We start from the raw sequence: 14,704 nt of genomic DNA, 5'->3' as shown, positions 1-14,704 counted from the left end.
CAGATGTGCCGCAGGATCCCACAGTTCCTCCCTCGTAACCTCCCTCCCCGAAGCCGCAGCTGGATGCGAGATTTGAGCTGTCCGGACTAGTCGGACAGCGCCCCACCGGCGCTGCAGGTCGGGGAAGCTGGTGGTGGCACGAGGACCGTGCCGCTACCAGCCGTTGTTGTTCAGTGTTCAGTCCCCGGCCTCAAACAACGAAGGTCCCCTGCACCTGGGGTAGGCGACCGCGGCAACGCCTAGCAGTGGCCGCCGACAGGAAGTTCCAAGAGATAAGGACACGGCATAATGCACGAAATCACTCAGTACGAAGCTCCGAACATGGTCGAGGTCGGCGAGTTCACGAAGCTGACCCGGGCGACCTCTCAGGGTTACTGGATCGACTTCTTGGGTGGGTGGTGGTACTGACCATGGTCACGGAAATCGACCAGGACGCTCCGAAATACGACTCACCGGAACTCGTCGAAATCGGCAGCTTTGCTGATGTTACCTGCGGTGGGGGATCGGGGTATTTCGACCGATTTTTTCACGTGGTGGCTCTGAACTTTCGGTAGCGCTCGGACCGGTTGCGTCTACCTGCGTTGGAACAGTGCTCGCTCAGACTGGCGACTTCACTGGCGTCGCGTGTGATGACGCTGGCCCTCGGTTTGAGTCCGTCTGGTTCTGATGCTGATCAGTATGTCCGTCTTGTGTCATCGCCTCATCTGGTGATGGCACAAGACGGACCTTCGATTTGGAGCGCACTGTGGAATTTCTCGTTTTGCCGGATTGCCCGGACGCAGCACACGTCGTCGTGTGTTCCGGTGGTATGCGCAGGCTCGACCATCCCGGTTCCGGGCGTCCGTGGGTCATGGGTCGGTGGGCGGACTCGGATCTCACGATCGAGACTGTCGGCGATGTCAGTGTCGTGCTCCTGGGCTGCGCCTCCGTTGGTGCGGAGCGGTTGCGGTGCCTGATTGGACGGGTGCGCTCAGTCGAAGACCTCGACCGGCTCTCCGGCTCGCTGGCCGGAGCGTTCCATCTGATCGGTTCCATCCGGGGGAACACACGGGTCCAAGGCACCGTGTCCACCTCCCACCAGGTGTTCCACACGCAGATCGATGGTGTGACCGTGGCCGCGGACCGGCCGCACACGCTGGCCCGACTTGTGGGGGCGGGGATTGACGAGGATGTCCTGGCGCTCCACCTCCTCTCCTTGCGTGCGCCGGGGAATCTGGCCGGTCGCCCTCTGTGGCGCGGGGTCGAGTCGCTCGATGTCGGCGAATACCTGCGCGTCGACCCGGACGGAACGGGCCGCGTAGTGCGCTGGTGGGCCCCGCCGGCGCCGGAGGTCTCACGCGATACAGGCGTGAAGATGGTCCGGGAAGCGTTGATCCACGCGGTGGAAGCACGAACTTCGCAGGCGAACCGGGTTTCGGCAGACTTGTCCGGCGGCTTGGATTCGACGAGTCTGTGCTTCCTGACCACGCAGCGGACCCGCGATCTGCTGACCACCCACTACACGCCGATGGACGCCACGAACGACGACGCGACGTGGGCGGAACGCGCACGCACAGCGTTACCGCACGCTCGGCACGTCGTGTTCAAACCCGACGAGTCACCTGAGTGGTACGGCGACTACACCCTCGGCGAGGGCGACCTCGAAGGTCCCTATCCCGTGCTCCGCACCAGAAGCACCGTAGAACATCTCGCCCGCCAGGTGAGCGCGCTCGGGGCGAGCCGTCATTTACAGGGAAGCGGCGGCGACGAACTGTTCCACCCCGGCCCGGTCTGGCTGCACAGCCTGCTCCGGACGCGCCCGCTCGCCGCGCTCCGGCTGGCGCACGGTGCCAGGTCGCTGTGGCGCTGGACGCTACCGAACACTGTCCGGAACCTGGCCGATCAGACGACCTACCCTCACTGGTTGAACCGTTGCGCCACGCGGCTGACGGACTCTACCTGGTCCCCCGCTGCAGGCTGGGAGAATGTGCCTCACATGCCAGCCTGGGCGACGGGGGACGCGGTCTCGGCAGCCCGACGACTCCTGGTCGACGCCGCGACGACGCAACCGTGGTCGCGACTGCGGATTCACCATGAACTGCTGTCGATGATGCGTCTCAACGGACACATCAACCGCCGGACATCGCAGGTGACGTCTCGGTTCGGCGTGTCGTATGAAGCACCCTACATCGACGATCGCGTGATCGAGGCCGTCATGGCCATCCGGCTGGAAGACCGCACCTCGCTGACCGAGTACAAGCCCGTACTCAAACAGGCCATGCGCGGCATCGTGCCGGACGAGATCCTGGCCCGCCGCAGCAAGGGCGACTACAGCCCCCACCTGTACTCGGGCATCCGGCGACACCAACAACGCATCCTCGGCGAACTCGGACCCGATTCGCACCTGGCCCGCCTCGGGCTGATCGACCCGGACGCGGTGCGGAGAACGCTCCCGTCAATGCATCCCGACGCTCGCACGCTCGCGCCCGCCGACCCCACACTCGCCTGCGAAACGTGGCTGCGGACCGTCACCGCACTTACCGACAGGAGACCAGCATGATGCTCGCCGAAGACGTGACCCTCACCGTGACCGAGCACGGCGCCGTCCTGCTCGACCAACGCAGCGGACGATACTGGCAACTCAACCGAACAGGTTGCCTGATCGTCGAAGAGCTCGACCGAACCGGCACCATCCAGCCCGCGCTCGACGAACTACAGCAACGCTTTCCGACCAGCGCGAGCCAAGTGACTGCTGATGCCGAACGACTTGTCGAGTCGTTGGTCAACGCGAAACTGGTGACGCCATGACGGGGCAGGTGACACTCGAAACCGCCACGGAGACCTCGCTGCGCTGGAGAATCACCGCGCGCTGCGCCGTTCTCCTCGCTCGAGGACTCGCCGAACTCCGACCACGTCCCCTCCGGAAAACGCTCGAAGTCATGCGGCGTGGCGCGAAACCCGCTGATCTGGCAACAGCCGCCCGAGCCCGCAACTCGGTGGTCGCGGTCAGCCCACGCTGCGGAGGCCCCTGGTGCCTTCAACGATCGATCGCGGCTGCCCTGGTGTGCCGAAGCCGAGGAACCTGGCCAGATTGGTGCGCTGGTGTCCGCACCGAACCGTTCGCTGCGCACGCCTGGATCGTCGCGGCCGGAACGCCGGTAGGCGAGGATTCCGACGAGATCGAGAGATTCCATATCACTCTGAGTGTCCCTGGCGCTCGTGGGTGAAATGACAAGACCCTCTCGGATTGTTGATCGAAACTCAAGGATTTCCGACGATGCTGCCCGAGTGTCGTTGTCGAATAATGGAGGGAAGAAATGTCGACTTCAAAAACAGTGTTCCGGGCCGCGTTGGTGGCCATCGCAGGTTCTTTGCTGGTTGCGGGAGCACCTGCGGCCGAGGCAACCGTCACCGAGTACGGCTGCCCGTCGAACTATGTTTGCTGGTACAGCGAAAAGAACTTCGGAGGCGTTCGAGCGCAGGCGCATTACAGCTCACTGGAAGGACAGTGTGGTTGGCCGGATGGCTTTCAGGCACACTCACTGATCAATATGTCGACGCAACGCTTCTACTGGTGGGAGTACACTATCTGCTCTGGGACGGCGGGAGGATTGCTCCAGCCCTACGGTCAACCGGGATACAAGTACAGTAATTACATCTTCACGGGCGTGACACATACCTGACCTGCCTGTCCGCCGGCGCGGTTGCGACGCGATTTGGGCGACTCGGCTGCTTGTAGCCGAGTCGCCACCGCATACCTGACGCTGGCGCCTAGGATGTCGAATCGGCCGCGCTCGGTTCGGCAGCGGAGGCCAGGCCACTGCGGAGTTCTGCGTTCTCTGAACACACTCGGCACGAGGCCTCAATCATCTCAAGGGGACACACAGCACAGTGGATCAACATGCTGCGAGCATCGGTCAGCCGCCGAAATGGTCGCGGTAAGCGCTCGCGATCGCCCGGAGTTTCAGGCCGAGGTGGAGCATCAGGCGGTCGTCGCCGGTGTCGAAGTCGCAGCCGGTGATCTGTTCGATGCGCTTGAGCCGCTGGTACAGCGTGGCGCGGTGGATGCGCAGCGAGTCCGCGGTGCGCTGGATGTTGCCGCCGTGGTCGAAGAAGTCGGTGAGCGTGCCGATCAGCACGCGGTGGCTGTCCTCCTGCTCCAGCGCCACCAGCGCCGGCACCGGGGACGTGCCGAGCAGGTCGTCCAGCGGCAGTTTCAACAGCAGTTCGTACGGGCCCAGCTCACCCCACCGGGCCAGCTCGCCGATGCTGGGCAACAGCAGCGCGGCGCGGGCGGCCAGCAGCGCCTGCTGGTAGGACGTGACGACGGCGTCGAGCTTCGTGACCGTGCCGCCGAGGCCGAACACCGGGCGCGCGCTGTCATCGGTGAGGCGGCGGAAGCGGGCGGTGATCCGCTCGGCCACGGACCCGACGAGCGCCTTCGACGGCGGCAGGCGCTGAATGAGCAGGATCCAGGCGCGTGAACGGTTCGCCACCATCAGCGCGACGTCGTCGGTGACGGCGCGGACACCGTCCTCGATCGCGGCCTCGAACGCGACCTGCTGCGGAGCGGCGATCGTCTGGCCCTGCACGGCGAGCACGGTGAAGTCCGCGCAGTCGTCGCCGAAGAGCTGCTCGGCGCGCAGGTCCTCGATCGCCTGGGCCCGCACGGCGGCATCGGGCGAGACCAGCTCGCGCAGGATGCCCTCCTGCCTCGCCTTCGACCGCTCGTGGAGCAACAGCCTGCGGTACAGCAGGGTGCCGGCCGCGGCCGCCGCCTCCCCGGCCGCGGTCAGCTCGGGCTCGGTGAACACGCCGTCCTCGTCGATCAGCCACAGGTAACCCAGCAGCATGCCGTTGCACCGGATCGGGGCGCACAACCGCGGCCGCGCCCCGTCGACGTCGACGATGCCGGGCGCGGTCCAGCGGGCGATGCCCAGTGCGAAGATCGGGTCGGTCACCGTGGCGTCGACCGCGCGGTTGAGCACCGAGCTGACCCGCAGCGCGTCCTCGTCACCGAAGTGGCGGCTGGCCGCGAGCAGGCGGATCGACGGGTCGTCGATCGCGACCGAGCGCCGCAGCCGCTCCGCGAGTTCGTCCACAAGGGACTGAAGATCGCCCTCGGGCATGGAACCCCTTCCGCTCGGCTACCCGCTGCTGTCCAAGGTAGACCGCCGCCCGGGCCGGACGCTCAGCCCATCACCGTGCCGGAGCTGCCGGCATTGCGCTCACGCTTGCGGGAGAAGCTGCCGAGGTCGATGGCCAGCCCGGTGTGCACGCCCCGGTAGGACACGGGTTCGGCGTCGTGGTCGGCGCCCGCCTCGACCCGGTCGATCAGGGTCGCCATCAGCCGTCCGACGACGGGGGCGTTCTTGAACTGGTTGCCGCTGGTGCCGATCGCGACGTAGAACCCGGGCAGCTCGGTGCGATCGTAGATCGGGGTCCAGTCGTCGGCGACGTCGTAGACGCCGACAACACCCCGGGCCCGGTTCGGCACCCGCAGCCCGGGCAGCCGCCGCGCCGCCCGGGTCACCTGCGCTTCGAACACCGCCATGGTCGGGTTGAGGTTCACGTCGTCGGGGTCGTCGAGCCACTGGAGCGGGTCGCAGTCCGGCTCGGTGCCGCCGACCAGCAGCCCGCCGCCGACCTCACCGCGGAAGTACGTGCCCAGGTCGGCGTCGGCGATCGCGGGCCCGGCTCCACCGGCCGGGTGATAACCCTCGGGCGCCAGGGCGTGGGCGACCTCCTGCCGCAGCGGCCGCACGCCGACGGTGAAGTCCGAGCCGACGCCGGCCAGCTCGTTCAGCCGGCCCGACCACGGGCCCGCCGCGTTCACCACGACGGGCGCGGAGATCTTCGTGCCGTCGGCGAGCACCACCGCGCCGACGCGGCCGTGGGCGGATTCGACGGCCGTCACCGTGGCGCGGAACCGGAACTCCGCGCCTTCCGCGGTCGCGGCGGCGGCCAGGTTCTGCGCCGCCAGCTGCGGATCGGTGACGTAACCGGCGTCGGGGGTGTAGACCCCGCCGAGTGTGCCGGGCGCGTCCGACCAGAACCGGTCGTCGTTGATGCGCCGCGGCGGCCAGTAGCGGCCCACGTCGATGCCGGGCACCCGCTCGGCGAGCGTCGCGCTGTCCCATTCTTCATACGGGACACCGACTTCGTCGAACAGCGGCAGCCAGCCGGACCGTGGGGCGGCGTCCACGTCGAGCATGACCAGGCCGCTGCGCTCGAACCGGGCCAGGTCGCCGACGTCGTGGCCGAGGTGCTCGGCCCAAGACGACCAGCAGGCGCGCGCCTCCCACGCGGCGGTCACCCCCGCGAGGGTGGAGAAGTTGTACCGCACCACGGCACTCGACGCGCTCGTCGAGCCCAGCCCGGCCCCGCCCGCGCGGTCCACGACGACCACCCGGCGGCCCGCCCTGGCCAGCTCCAGCGCGATCGCGGACCCGATCACCCCCGCGCCGACCACCACGGCATCCGCGCCGACTTCCGCGCTCATGGTCCCCGTCCTCCCTGCGTTTCCCGTGCTCTCACGGACCGGTCCAGTTTCTCCGGCCGGGCTCGCCCGGTCTGTCGACAGGTGTCGCGCCGTGGCAGCGCAGTGGTCAACGAATGTCCATGTCCCCCGGTCGCGGCCGGGTCCAGAGTGGCACTGATCCACCGTGCTCTGAAGGCCACCTTCAGGGTCGTATGTGCCCTCAAGGTGGCCTTCAGGGACAGGCCCGCACCCAGCCAGTGATCACTCCGAGGAGGACCATGAGCACCACTACGACGTCCGGACCCGGCCGCGTTGGCCCGAAGAAAACCGTCACCGGCCAGCGGGCGGTCGCTTCGAGCCAGCACGAGGTCGTCACCACCACCTTGCTCGACACCCTGCGCGCGGGCGGGAACGCGGTCGACGCGGCGATCGCCGCCACCCTCGTGCAGGCGGTGGTCCAGCCGGACATGACCAACCACACCGGCACCGTCACCGCGCTCGTCCACGACGCGAAGACCGGCGAGGTCGCCGAGCTGAACAGCATGGGCCGGATCGTGCCCGGCCTCCCGGCGTTCGCCCCGATCCCGGCGGGCAAGGGGCTGTACGCGCAGATTCCCGGCACGCCGAGCGCGGTCGTCCCCGGTTTCATGCCCGGGATGAAGGCGCTGTACGAGCGGTTCGCCACCCTGCCGTGGGCGCGGCTGTGCGAGCCCGCGGTCCACTGGGCCGAAGAAGGCCACGAAGTCACGTCGTTCGAGCACCTGGTCATGGCCCAGACCGTGGATTTCTTCCTGCACACCGGATCCGGGCGCAGGCACTTCACCCCCGGCGGGCACCTGCCGCAGGTCGGCGACCGCTGGGCGGTGCCGGAACTCGCCGAGACCATGCGGAACCTCGCCGCGGAGGGACCGGACTACTTCCTCACCGGCAAGTGGGCGCAGGACTTCGTCGCCCGCGGCAACAGCCTCGGCTGGGCGGTCAAACTGGAGCACCTGACCGCGATGCCGCCGCTGTGGATGTCCGGCCACCGGTGGGAGCACAAGGGGAACACCGTGGTGCAGCAGTCGGCGCCGGAACGCCAGGGCGTCTTCTGCCAGATCGTGCTGGGCATCCTGGACGAGCTCGACATCACCTCGGTCGGGCACTGGTCGGAGAACGCGGAGGCGCTGTACTACCTCGCCCACGCGCTGCGCCGCGCCACGCTGGAGACCGGGCTGCTCAACGACCCGGCCCTGTTCGGCGACACCACCGGCCCGCTCACCTCGCCCGCGCTGATCAGGGGCTTCGCGGACATCCTGCGTAACGCCAAGGCGCACGTCGACCTCACCGAGCACGTGAAGCTGTCCCGGGGCCTGCCGGCGATGGCCGCGTCAGGGGCGTCCAAACAGCCCGCCGGCAGCTGCGAGCTGACCGTCGTCGACGAGCAGGGCAACTGGGTGCAGATGATGAACACGCTGCAGAGCGGCGGCATCCCCGGCGAGGTCGTCGGCGGCGTCCCGATGGTCGGCAGCCACAACCTCAACGGCCTGAACTCGCCGATCGAGGGCTGGCTGACCGGCGGCGGGCGGATGCGCTCCATCCTGTCCAACACGATGGTCCTGCGCGACGGCAGGCCGTGGCTGTCGCTGGGCTCACCCGGCAACGTGCACTGCACCGTCCCGCAGGTACTGTCCAACATCCTCGACTTCGGCATGGACCCGTACGAGGCCGACAACGCCCCGCGCTGCCTGCCGTACGAGGACAATCACACGATCTCCGTCGAATCCCGGCTCTCCCCCGAGGTGCCCGCGGGGCTGGCCCGGCTGGGCGTGCTCACCAACCCGCTGCCCGAGTACGACTACCACATGGGCACCTACCAGATGGCCTGGCGGGAGCCGGACGGCCGGCTCGGCACGTGCACCGGCCCGCGCCGGGAAGGCGTCGCCGCCGGGTTCTGAATCACAGCGAAGGCGTTACCCTGCCGTTCACCCCTCATTTACGGTCAAAGACCATTGTGGACAGTCCAATCCCTCCTGTGTAAGGGACGAACGGGCAGAGTCGGCCGCGCGCACCGGCGAACGCTGGACCGGCTCGTCCCGGGCTGGCTACGCTCGCGGCGCATCGGCCGAACCGCGCGGGTTTGCGGATCCGACGAGGCCCAGTCCCTCGGCGTCACCTCCCGCCCCGGCCGAACCCCGCGACCGAGGAGGTAATCATCAGCACTGCCGGCACCACGACGTGGCCCCGCCCGGACCGGCGAGCCGACACCGTCGAGGATCTCGCCGCGGCGCTGCGCGGATTCGGGCCCGGCATCGACGATCCCGCCGACTACGACCCGCAGACCACCACCACACCGGTGCCACAGCCGGGCGTGCTCGCCTTCCGGGATCTCGTGCTCGGGGCGTTCCCGAGCACCGGGAGCCTCGGCATCGTCCGGCCGGCGGACGCGCCCGGGCGCAGTGAGCACAAGGAGGGCCGGGCCTGGGACTGGAAGGTCTGCCGCGGCACCCAGGGCGAGCTGGCGGACGAGCTGCTGTCGTGGCTGCTGGCCGCCGACCGGCACGGCAACCCGTTCGCGGCGGCCCGCCGGTTCGGGATCATGTACCTGATCTGGGACTCCCGCATCTGGGCCGCCTACGCCGCGGACCAGGGCTGGCGGCCGTACGCCGGGCCGCACCCGCACACCGATCACGTCCACTTCTCGTTCAGCCGTCCCGGCGCGCGAGGGGAAACCTCGTGGTGGTCGCGGTTCGGCGCGGACGAGGCCTGCCTGCCCGGATGAACGGCACCACCGTCCGCACGCTGCGCACCGACGAGCACCGAGCGGCCAGTTCGCTCTTCCGCGGCGCGCTCCACCTGCCGCCGAACACCGACGCCGAGTGGGCGGGCGCCGCGCTCGCCTACCAGCCCGGTGGCGCGATCGGGGCGTTCGACCCGGACCTCATCGGCACTTCCCGCTCCTTCGACGCGGAGCTCACCGTTCCCGGCGGCGCCCGGCTCCCGGCGGCCGGCATCAGCGGGGTCGGCGTCCGCCCCGACCGCACCCGCCGCGGGGTCCTGCGCGCGATGATGACCGCCCAGCTGGAGGACTTCGCCGCCCGAGGCGTCGCCTTCGCCTGCCTCGGCGCTTCCGAAGCCGGTATCTACGGCCGGTTCGGCTTCGGCCTGGCGGGCCGCCGGCGCACCTACGAGGTCGACCGGCACCGTGCCCGGCTGACCCCCGGCGTTCCGGCGGGCGGCCGGGTCGAGCTGCTGGACGCCGGCGACGCGACCGGTGTCCTGCCCGCCGTCTACGACCGGATCGCGCACCGGCCCGGCATGATGACCCGCCCGGACGTGGTGTGGCGGCTGTACGAGGACCTCGCCCGGCGGGAGCCGGCGCCGGTGAAAACCGTGGTGCACCACGGCCCGGACGGGCCGGACGGGTACGCCTGCTACACCGTCACGACCGAGCAGGAGCGCCCGAAGACCAGGACGTTGAAGCTGACCGACCTGGTCACGGGCACCCCGGACGCGTTCGCGGGGCTGTGGCGCTTCCTGCTCGGCGCCGACCTGGTCGACCGGATCGTCGCCGGGTCCCGGCCGCTCGACGAGCCGATCGAGCTGATCCTCGCCGACCACCGCGTCAGCCAGGTCACGCTGATCGAGGACGACCACTGGGTCCGGCTCGTCGACGTGCCGGAGGCACTGGCCGCCCGCGAGTACGGCGCGGCCCGGCCCGTGGTCGTGGCGGTCGACGACCCGCTGCTGCCGGCCAACACCGGCCCCTACCGGATCACGTCCGACGGAGCTGTCCGCACGGACGAACCCGCCGCTCTCCGCTGCGACGCGGCCACGCTGGCCATGGCCTACCTCGGCGGCTGGCGGCTCTCCGCGCTGGCCGGCGCGGGCCGGGTCGAGGTCCGCGACCCCGCCGCCCTGCCCGACGCCGACGCGCTGTTCGCCACCCGAAGGCCGTCCTGGGCCGGGAGTTACTTCTGACGAGCCCACGAGAACGAAGGAGAGTGCCACGGATGAGCCGGTCCACCACGACCGCCGACGAACTCAGGTGGCTGGACGCCACGGCTCAGGCCGGCCTCGTCCGCCAGGGTTCGGTGACGCCGCTGGAACTGGTCGACGCCGCGATCGCCCGGATCGAACAGCACAACGGCGACCTCAACGCCGTGATCAGCACACGTTTCGAGCTGGCGCGGCGTGAAGCGGCTTCGATCACCGAGGGACCGTTTCAGGGGGTTCCGTTGCTGCTGAAGGACTTCCTCGCCCACTGGGCGGGTGATCCGGTGCACGGCGGGATGCGCGCGCTGCGCGACCGCGACTGGCGGGCGACGGAGGACTCGCATCTGGCCACACGCCTGCGCGCGGCGGGTTTCGTGTTCTGCGGCCGGACGAACACCCCCGAACTGGCGACGAGCTTCACCACCGAGCCCCTCTCCTATGGCGCGACCCACAATCCCTGGGACCTGACGCGCTCGCCCGGCGGTTCCAGCGGCGGCTCGGCCGCCGCGGTGGCCGCGGGGCTGGTCCCGGTGGCCCACGGCAACGACATGGCGGGCTCGATCCGCGTCCCGGCGAGCGCGTGCGGGGTGGTCGGGCTCAAGCCCAGCCGCGGGCGGAACAGCCTCGGGCCGCAGTACGGCGACTACTGGGGTTTCCTTACCCACGAACACGTCCTGACCCGGTCGGTCCGGGACACCGCGGCGGTGCTCGACGCCACCGCCGGGGCAGCGGCCGGCGATCCTTACAGCGCACCGCCGCCGGCCCGTCCCTACCGGGTCGAGGCCGGCACGGATCCCGAGCCCCTGCGCATCGGTTTCCGGACCGCAGCGCCCGGCACCGGCGAACCGGCGCACCCCGACTGCGTCACCGCGGTCGAGGACACCGCCCGCCTGCTCGAATCGCTCGGCCACCACGTCGCTCCGGCCGCGGCCCCCGCGCTGGACGCCCCCGGCCTGTTCGACACGATGCCGCCGGTGCTCGCCGCCGCAGTCGCGTGGGAACTCGAGAGCTGGTCGGAACGCCTGGGCGAGCAGCTGTCCCCGTCGGTGCTGGAGCCGATGAACGCGGCGCTCGTCGAAGCGGGCCGGCAGGTCACCGCGGTCCAGTGGCTGAGCGCGATCAGCGCGTCCCAGCGCTGGGCTCGTGGTGTGGCCGCCCTGTGGGAGGACGAGCTGGACGTCCTGCTGACCCCGACTTCGGCGGTACCGCCCCGAAAACTCGGCGAACTGGCGCCTGAGGCCAAGCCGGAGCACCTGGCCGCCGGCTCCGCCGAACTCGCCGCCTTCACCCTTCCGTTCAACATCACCGGTCAGCCCGCGATCTCCTTGCCGCTGCACTGGAACGCCGACGGCCTGCCCATCGGCCTCCAGTTCGTCGCCGCGCAGAACCGGGAGGACGTGCTGATCCGGCTCGCCGGCCAGCTCGAACGCGCCGCCGCCTGGTCCGATCGCCGTCCACCGGCGACGGCGGTGTGACCGGGCTTGACCTCAAGCAAGGTGGAGGTGCTTTCCTGGTCGCCATGAAACCACGCAGTGTTCGGAGCAGGAAGAAGTCAGCCGCCCGGTTCCTGGTCGGACTGGTCGGCGCGACGACCACCGTCGGCGCGCTGACGGCGGACTTCCTGGTGCCGCGGACCGCTCGCCAGCACCTGCGCAACCCCCGGTGGCCGGGCCACGCCAAGTTCCACGACGCCCAGTACATCGTCATGAGCCAGCTGCTGGGCGCCGGCGGGCTGGCGCTGCTCGCGGCCAAGAAGGGCGACCCGGACCGCAACCTGCTGACCGCGGCGGCGATCATGTCCACCCCTTGGCTGGGCATGTACGGCGCCACGCTCTTCCCGGGCACCACCTTGGTGGACGAGGAGTTCAAGGACCAGACGCCGAAGGTGCTCGGCCTCGACCCCAACCTCTTCATCGCGACCGCCTGCCTGGCGGCGCTGGCCGCGGCCACCGGACTGGCCGGACGCCCGGGCCGCGCGCAGTAAGCCTCGTGAGTGTTTATGACGGTTCTAACCGTCATAAACACTCACGAGACCTGAATCACCGAGCATCCCGGAACTCCACCACGGCCCCGCCGTGCACGTGGGCCCACTCGGTCAGCACGCCGATCGGCTCCACCAGCGTCCGGCCGAGGCCGGTCAGCGCGTACTCGACCTTCCCGCCCGCGGCGTGGCGGTCGACCAGGCCGTAGCCCTGCAGCCGCCGGAGGGTCTGGGTCAGCACCTTCCGCGAGATCCCGCCGATCAGGCCGACCAGTTCGCCGTGCCGGCAGGGCGCCCGGCTCAACGCGAAAAGGACGACCACGGCCCACTTGTCGGCGATGATCTCGATCGCCAGCCGGGCCGGGCAGTCGGCGAGGAAGACGCTGCCGGAGTACGCACGCACCCCCCGACGGTAGCCCGCCGCCAGGAACCTGGAGGTTCCTGCCTCCTCTCTAACGTCTCCGGCAGGAGCCACCGGAGAGGGGAAAGCGCATGACAGCAGGGATCGGCTGGCCGGGCGGGCGGAAGGTCGCCGTGCTGGTCACGGTCGCGGTGGAGCTGTGGTCGCCCGGGCACTGGCCCGCCTACGCGCCGATGGCCGCGGCGTGGCCGTTGCCGGGCGTCGACGACACCCACAGCACGTCCTGGGTGGACTACGGCGTCACCACCGGCGTCCCGCGGCTGCTCGACGTCCTCGGCGACCTGCCCGCCACCTTCGGCGTCAACGGCCTCGTCGCCGAGCGGCACCCCGGCACCGTCGCGGCCGTGCACGAAGCGGGGCACGAAATCGCCGCGCACTCCTGGGCCCAGGAGATCGTGCCGGCGATGCTCGGCCTCGACGCCGAGCGGGACAACATCCGCCGCTGCACCGAAATCCTCAGCCGGGTCACCGGCGTTCGCCCGACCGGCTGGATGAGCCCGCGTGCCACCGGGTCGAGGCACACCTCCGGCCTGCTCACCGAGGCCGGCTACCGCTGGACCGGCGACCACAGCGACCACGACCTCCCCCAGGTCCTGCCCACCGCCCACGGCCCGCTGGTCTCGCTCATGCACAGCGACCACTCCGACGTCCGCGACGGCGCGACGAGCCCGCACGCCTACCGCGACCTGCACCGGGAGCTGCTGGATCAGCTGCTCGCCGCCCCCGGCCCCGGCGTTTTCCGGCTCACCGTCCACGCCCATGTCGGCGGCCGGCCGCTCCTCGCGGGTTTGGTCGCCCAGATCCTCGACCACGTCCGCGCTTCCGGCGACGTCTGGGTCGCCACCCACGCGCAGGCCGCCGAGCACGTGCTCACCCACCAAGGAAGGAAGTCATGAACCGCATCCTCGTCGTCGGCGGCACCGGGGCGATGGGCCGCCGCGTGGTCCACCGCCTGCTCACCACCAGCGGCAACGACACCGCCACCGTCATCGTCCCCACCCGCGATCCCGAGTCGGCCCACGCCACCGAACTCGCCGCCACTGCGCCCGGCCGCATCGAGCTGCTCCGCTCCGACCTGGCGGACATCGACGCCTTGGTCGAAAAGACCGACACCGTGTTCGCCAACACCGACTTCTTCGCGACGGGCAGCGCCGTGGGCGAATACCGGCAAGGCCTGGCCCTGCTGGCCGCCGCGCACCGAGCGGGCGTGGAGCGGTTCATCTGGTCGTCGCTGGACAGCGCGGTGACGCTGACCGGCCACCCCGTCCCGCACTTCGACAGCAAGGCCGCGGTCGCCGCGCACATCGGCCTGATGCGGTCGGAGGAGATGCTCCGCCAGGAGCCCGACGGCTGGTACACGAACCACGTTTCGGTGCTGACCACGGCGCCGTACTTCGAAAACCTGCGCGACCGGCTCGCTCCCCGGCCGGACGGCCGGGGCGGCCTGACCTTCGAGCTCCCCCTCGGCGCCGCCCGTTACCCGCTCGTCGCCCTCGACGACATCGCCTGGTTCGCCGTCCACATGTTCGGCCACTGGCAGTCCTGGGGCGCCCGCGACCTCGCGGTGATCGGCGACAGCCTGACCGGCGACCAGATCGCCGCCGCCTTCGAGCGGGTCACGGGCCGACCTTGCGCCTACACCCCGATGTCGCACGACGACCTGCGCGCCGCGATCCCCGATTCCGGCCACGACTACGCGGCGATGTTCCGGTTCTTCGGCGACCGGGACGTCTTCAGCCGTGACCGGGACATCACCCTCCTGCGCCGCCTGCACCCCGGCTTGCTGACCTTCGAGGACTGGCTGCGCCGCACCGGGTGGACCGGGGCCTGATCGGCCGGCCCGGCGCCACCGGGCGTAGCCGGACCG

Annotated in this window: 16 protein-coding genes; 13 read left to right on the top strand and 3 right to left on the bottom strand. The window is 70.0% G+C overall.

The window, feature by feature from the left end; genetic code table 11:
- Positions 1–288: 288 nt before the first annotated feature.
- The 6 genes from OG943_RS07590 to OG943_RS07570 all read left to right on the top strand — a co-directional run bounded on the left by OG943_RS07590 (position 289) and on the right by OG943_RS07570 (position 3,662).
- Positions 289–408, top strand: a complete 120-nt coding sequence (locus OG943_RS07590; RefSeq protein ID WP_328608975.1) for a lasso RiPP family leader peptide-containing protein — start codon at positions 289–291, stop codon at positions 406–408.
- 2 nt (positions 409–410) lie between these two features.
- Entirely contained in the window at positions 411–554 is a 144-nt protein-coding gene (locus OG943_RS48285; RefSeq protein WP_442874695.1) for a lasso RiPP family leader peptide-containing protein, read from the top strand.
- 191 nt (positions 555–745) lie between these two features.
- On the top strand, positions 746–2,539 hold the full coding sequence (locus tag OG943_RS07585) for an asparagine synthase-related protein (protein ID WP_328608974.1): 1,794 nt from the start codon (positions 746–748) through the stop codon (positions 2,537–2,539).
- The gene (locus OG943_RS07580; RefSeq protein WP_328608973.1) at positions 2,536–2,787 is read left to right on the top strand and encodes a lasso peptide biosynthesis PqqD family chaperone; all 252 of its coding nucleotides are present in this window, start codon (positions 2,536–2,538) and stop codon (positions 2,785–2,787) included. The genes OG943_RS07585 and OG943_RS07580 overlap by 4 nt, the downstream gene beginning before the upstream one ends.
- The gene (locus OG943_RS07575; protein ID WP_328608972.1) at positions 2,784–3,206 is read left to right on the top strand and encodes a lasso peptide biosynthesis B2 protein; all 423 of its coding nucleotides are present in this window, start codon (positions 2,784–2,786) and stop codon (positions 3,204–3,206) included. Before OG943_RS07580 ends, OG943_RS07575 begins: the two co-directional genes overlap by 4 nt.
- A 90-nt stretch (positions 3,207–3,296) precedes the next feature.
- Positions 3,297–3,662, top strand: coding sequence for a peptidase inhibitor family I36 protein (locus tag OG943_RS07570; RefSeq protein WP_328608971.1), 366 nt, complete (start codon positions 3,297–3,299; stop codon positions 3,660–3,662).
- Between the two features lie 234 nt (positions 3,663–3,896).
- Here the strand turns inward: OG943_RS07570 and OG943_RS07565 are convergent, their stop codons facing one another.
- Both OG943_RS07565 and OG943_RS07560 read right to left on the bottom strand, forming a co-directional pair.
- A complete protein-coding gene (locus OG943_RS07565; RefSeq protein ID WP_328608970.1) occupies positions 3,897–5,108 on the bottom strand; it encodes a PucR family transcriptional regulator in 1,212 nt (403 codons plus the stop codon).
- 62 nt (positions 5,109–5,170) lie between these two features.
- Entirely contained in the window at positions 5,171–6,481 is a 1,311-nt protein-coding gene (locus OG943_RS07560; protein WP_328608969.1) for an NAD(P)/FAD-dependent oxidoreductase, read from the bottom strand.
- Positions 6,482–6,738: 257 nt separating this feature from the next.
- Between OG943_RS07560 and OG943_RS07555 the strand changes: the two genes are divergently transcribed.
- The 5 genes from OG943_RS07555 to OG943_RS07535 all read left to right on the top strand — a co-directional run bounded on the left by OG943_RS07555 (position 6,739) and on the right by OG943_RS07535 (position 12,419).
- Complete coding sequence (locus tag OG943_RS07555; RefSeq protein ID WP_328608968.1) at positions 6,739–8,397, top strand: gamma-glutamyltransferase; 1,659 nt, start codon at positions 6,739–6,741, stop codon at positions 8,395–8,397.
- A gap of 182 nt (positions 8,398–8,579) precedes the next feature.
- Positions 8,580–9,221 carry a hypothetical protein gene (locus OG943_RS07550; protein ID WP_328608967.1) on the top strand — a complete coding sequence of 214 codons (642 nt, stop codon included), beginning with the start codon at positions 8,580–8,582 and terminating at the stop codon, positions 9,219–9,221.
- A complete protein-coding gene (locus tag OG943_RS07545; protein WP_328608966.1) occupies positions 9,218–10,420 on the top strand; it encodes a GNAT family N-acetyltransferase in 1,203 nt (400 codons plus the stop codon). The genes OG943_RS07550 and OG943_RS07545 overlap by 4 nt, the downstream gene beginning before the upstream one ends.
- Positions 10,421–10,452: 32 nt before the next feature.
- Positions 10,453–11,910, top strand: coding sequence for an amidase (locus OG943_RS07540; RefSeq protein WP_328608965.1), 1,458 nt, complete (start codon positions 10,453–10,455; stop codon positions 11,908–11,910).
- Positions 11,911–11,954: 44 nt separating this feature from the next.
- On the top strand, positions 11,955–12,419 hold the full coding sequence (locus tag OG943_RS07535; RefSeq protein WP_328608964.1) for a hypothetical protein: 465 nt from the start codon (positions 11,955–11,957) through the stop codon (positions 12,417–12,419).
- Between the two features lie 55 nt (positions 12,420–12,474).
- On the opposite strand, the gene OG943_RS07530 is transcribed toward OG943_RS07535, so the two are convergent.
- Positions 12,475–12,819, bottom strand: coding sequence for a winged helix-turn-helix transcriptional regulator (locus tag OG943_RS07530; protein WP_328608963.1), 345 nt, complete (start codon positions 12,817–12,819; stop codon positions 12,475–12,477).
- Between the two features lie 89 nt (positions 12,820–12,908).
- Here OG943_RS07530 and OG943_RS07525 point away from each other — a divergent pair, with 89 nt between their 5' ends.
- The gene (locus OG943_RS07525; protein ID WP_328608962.1) at positions 12,909–13,733 is read left to right on the top strand and encodes a polysaccharide deacetylase family protein; all 825 of its coding nucleotides are present in this window, start codon (positions 12,909–12,911) and stop codon (positions 13,731–13,733) included.
- Entirely contained in the window at positions 13,730–14,668 is a 939-nt protein-coding gene (locus tag OG943_RS07520; protein ID WP_328608961.1) for an NmrA family NAD(P)-binding protein, read from the top strand. Before OG943_RS07525 ends, OG943_RS07520 begins: the two co-directional genes overlap by 4 nt.
- Positions 14,669–14,704 lie beyond the last annotated feature (36 nt).

It is taken from the genome of Amycolatopsis sp. NBC_00345, from assembly GCF_036116635.1.
Lineage (GTDB): Bacteria > Actinomycetota > Actinomycetes > Mycobacteriales > Pseudonocardiaceae > Amycolatopsis.
Note: the sequence above shows the minus strand (reverse complement) of the source record. Positions and strands in the feature narration are given on the sequence as shown.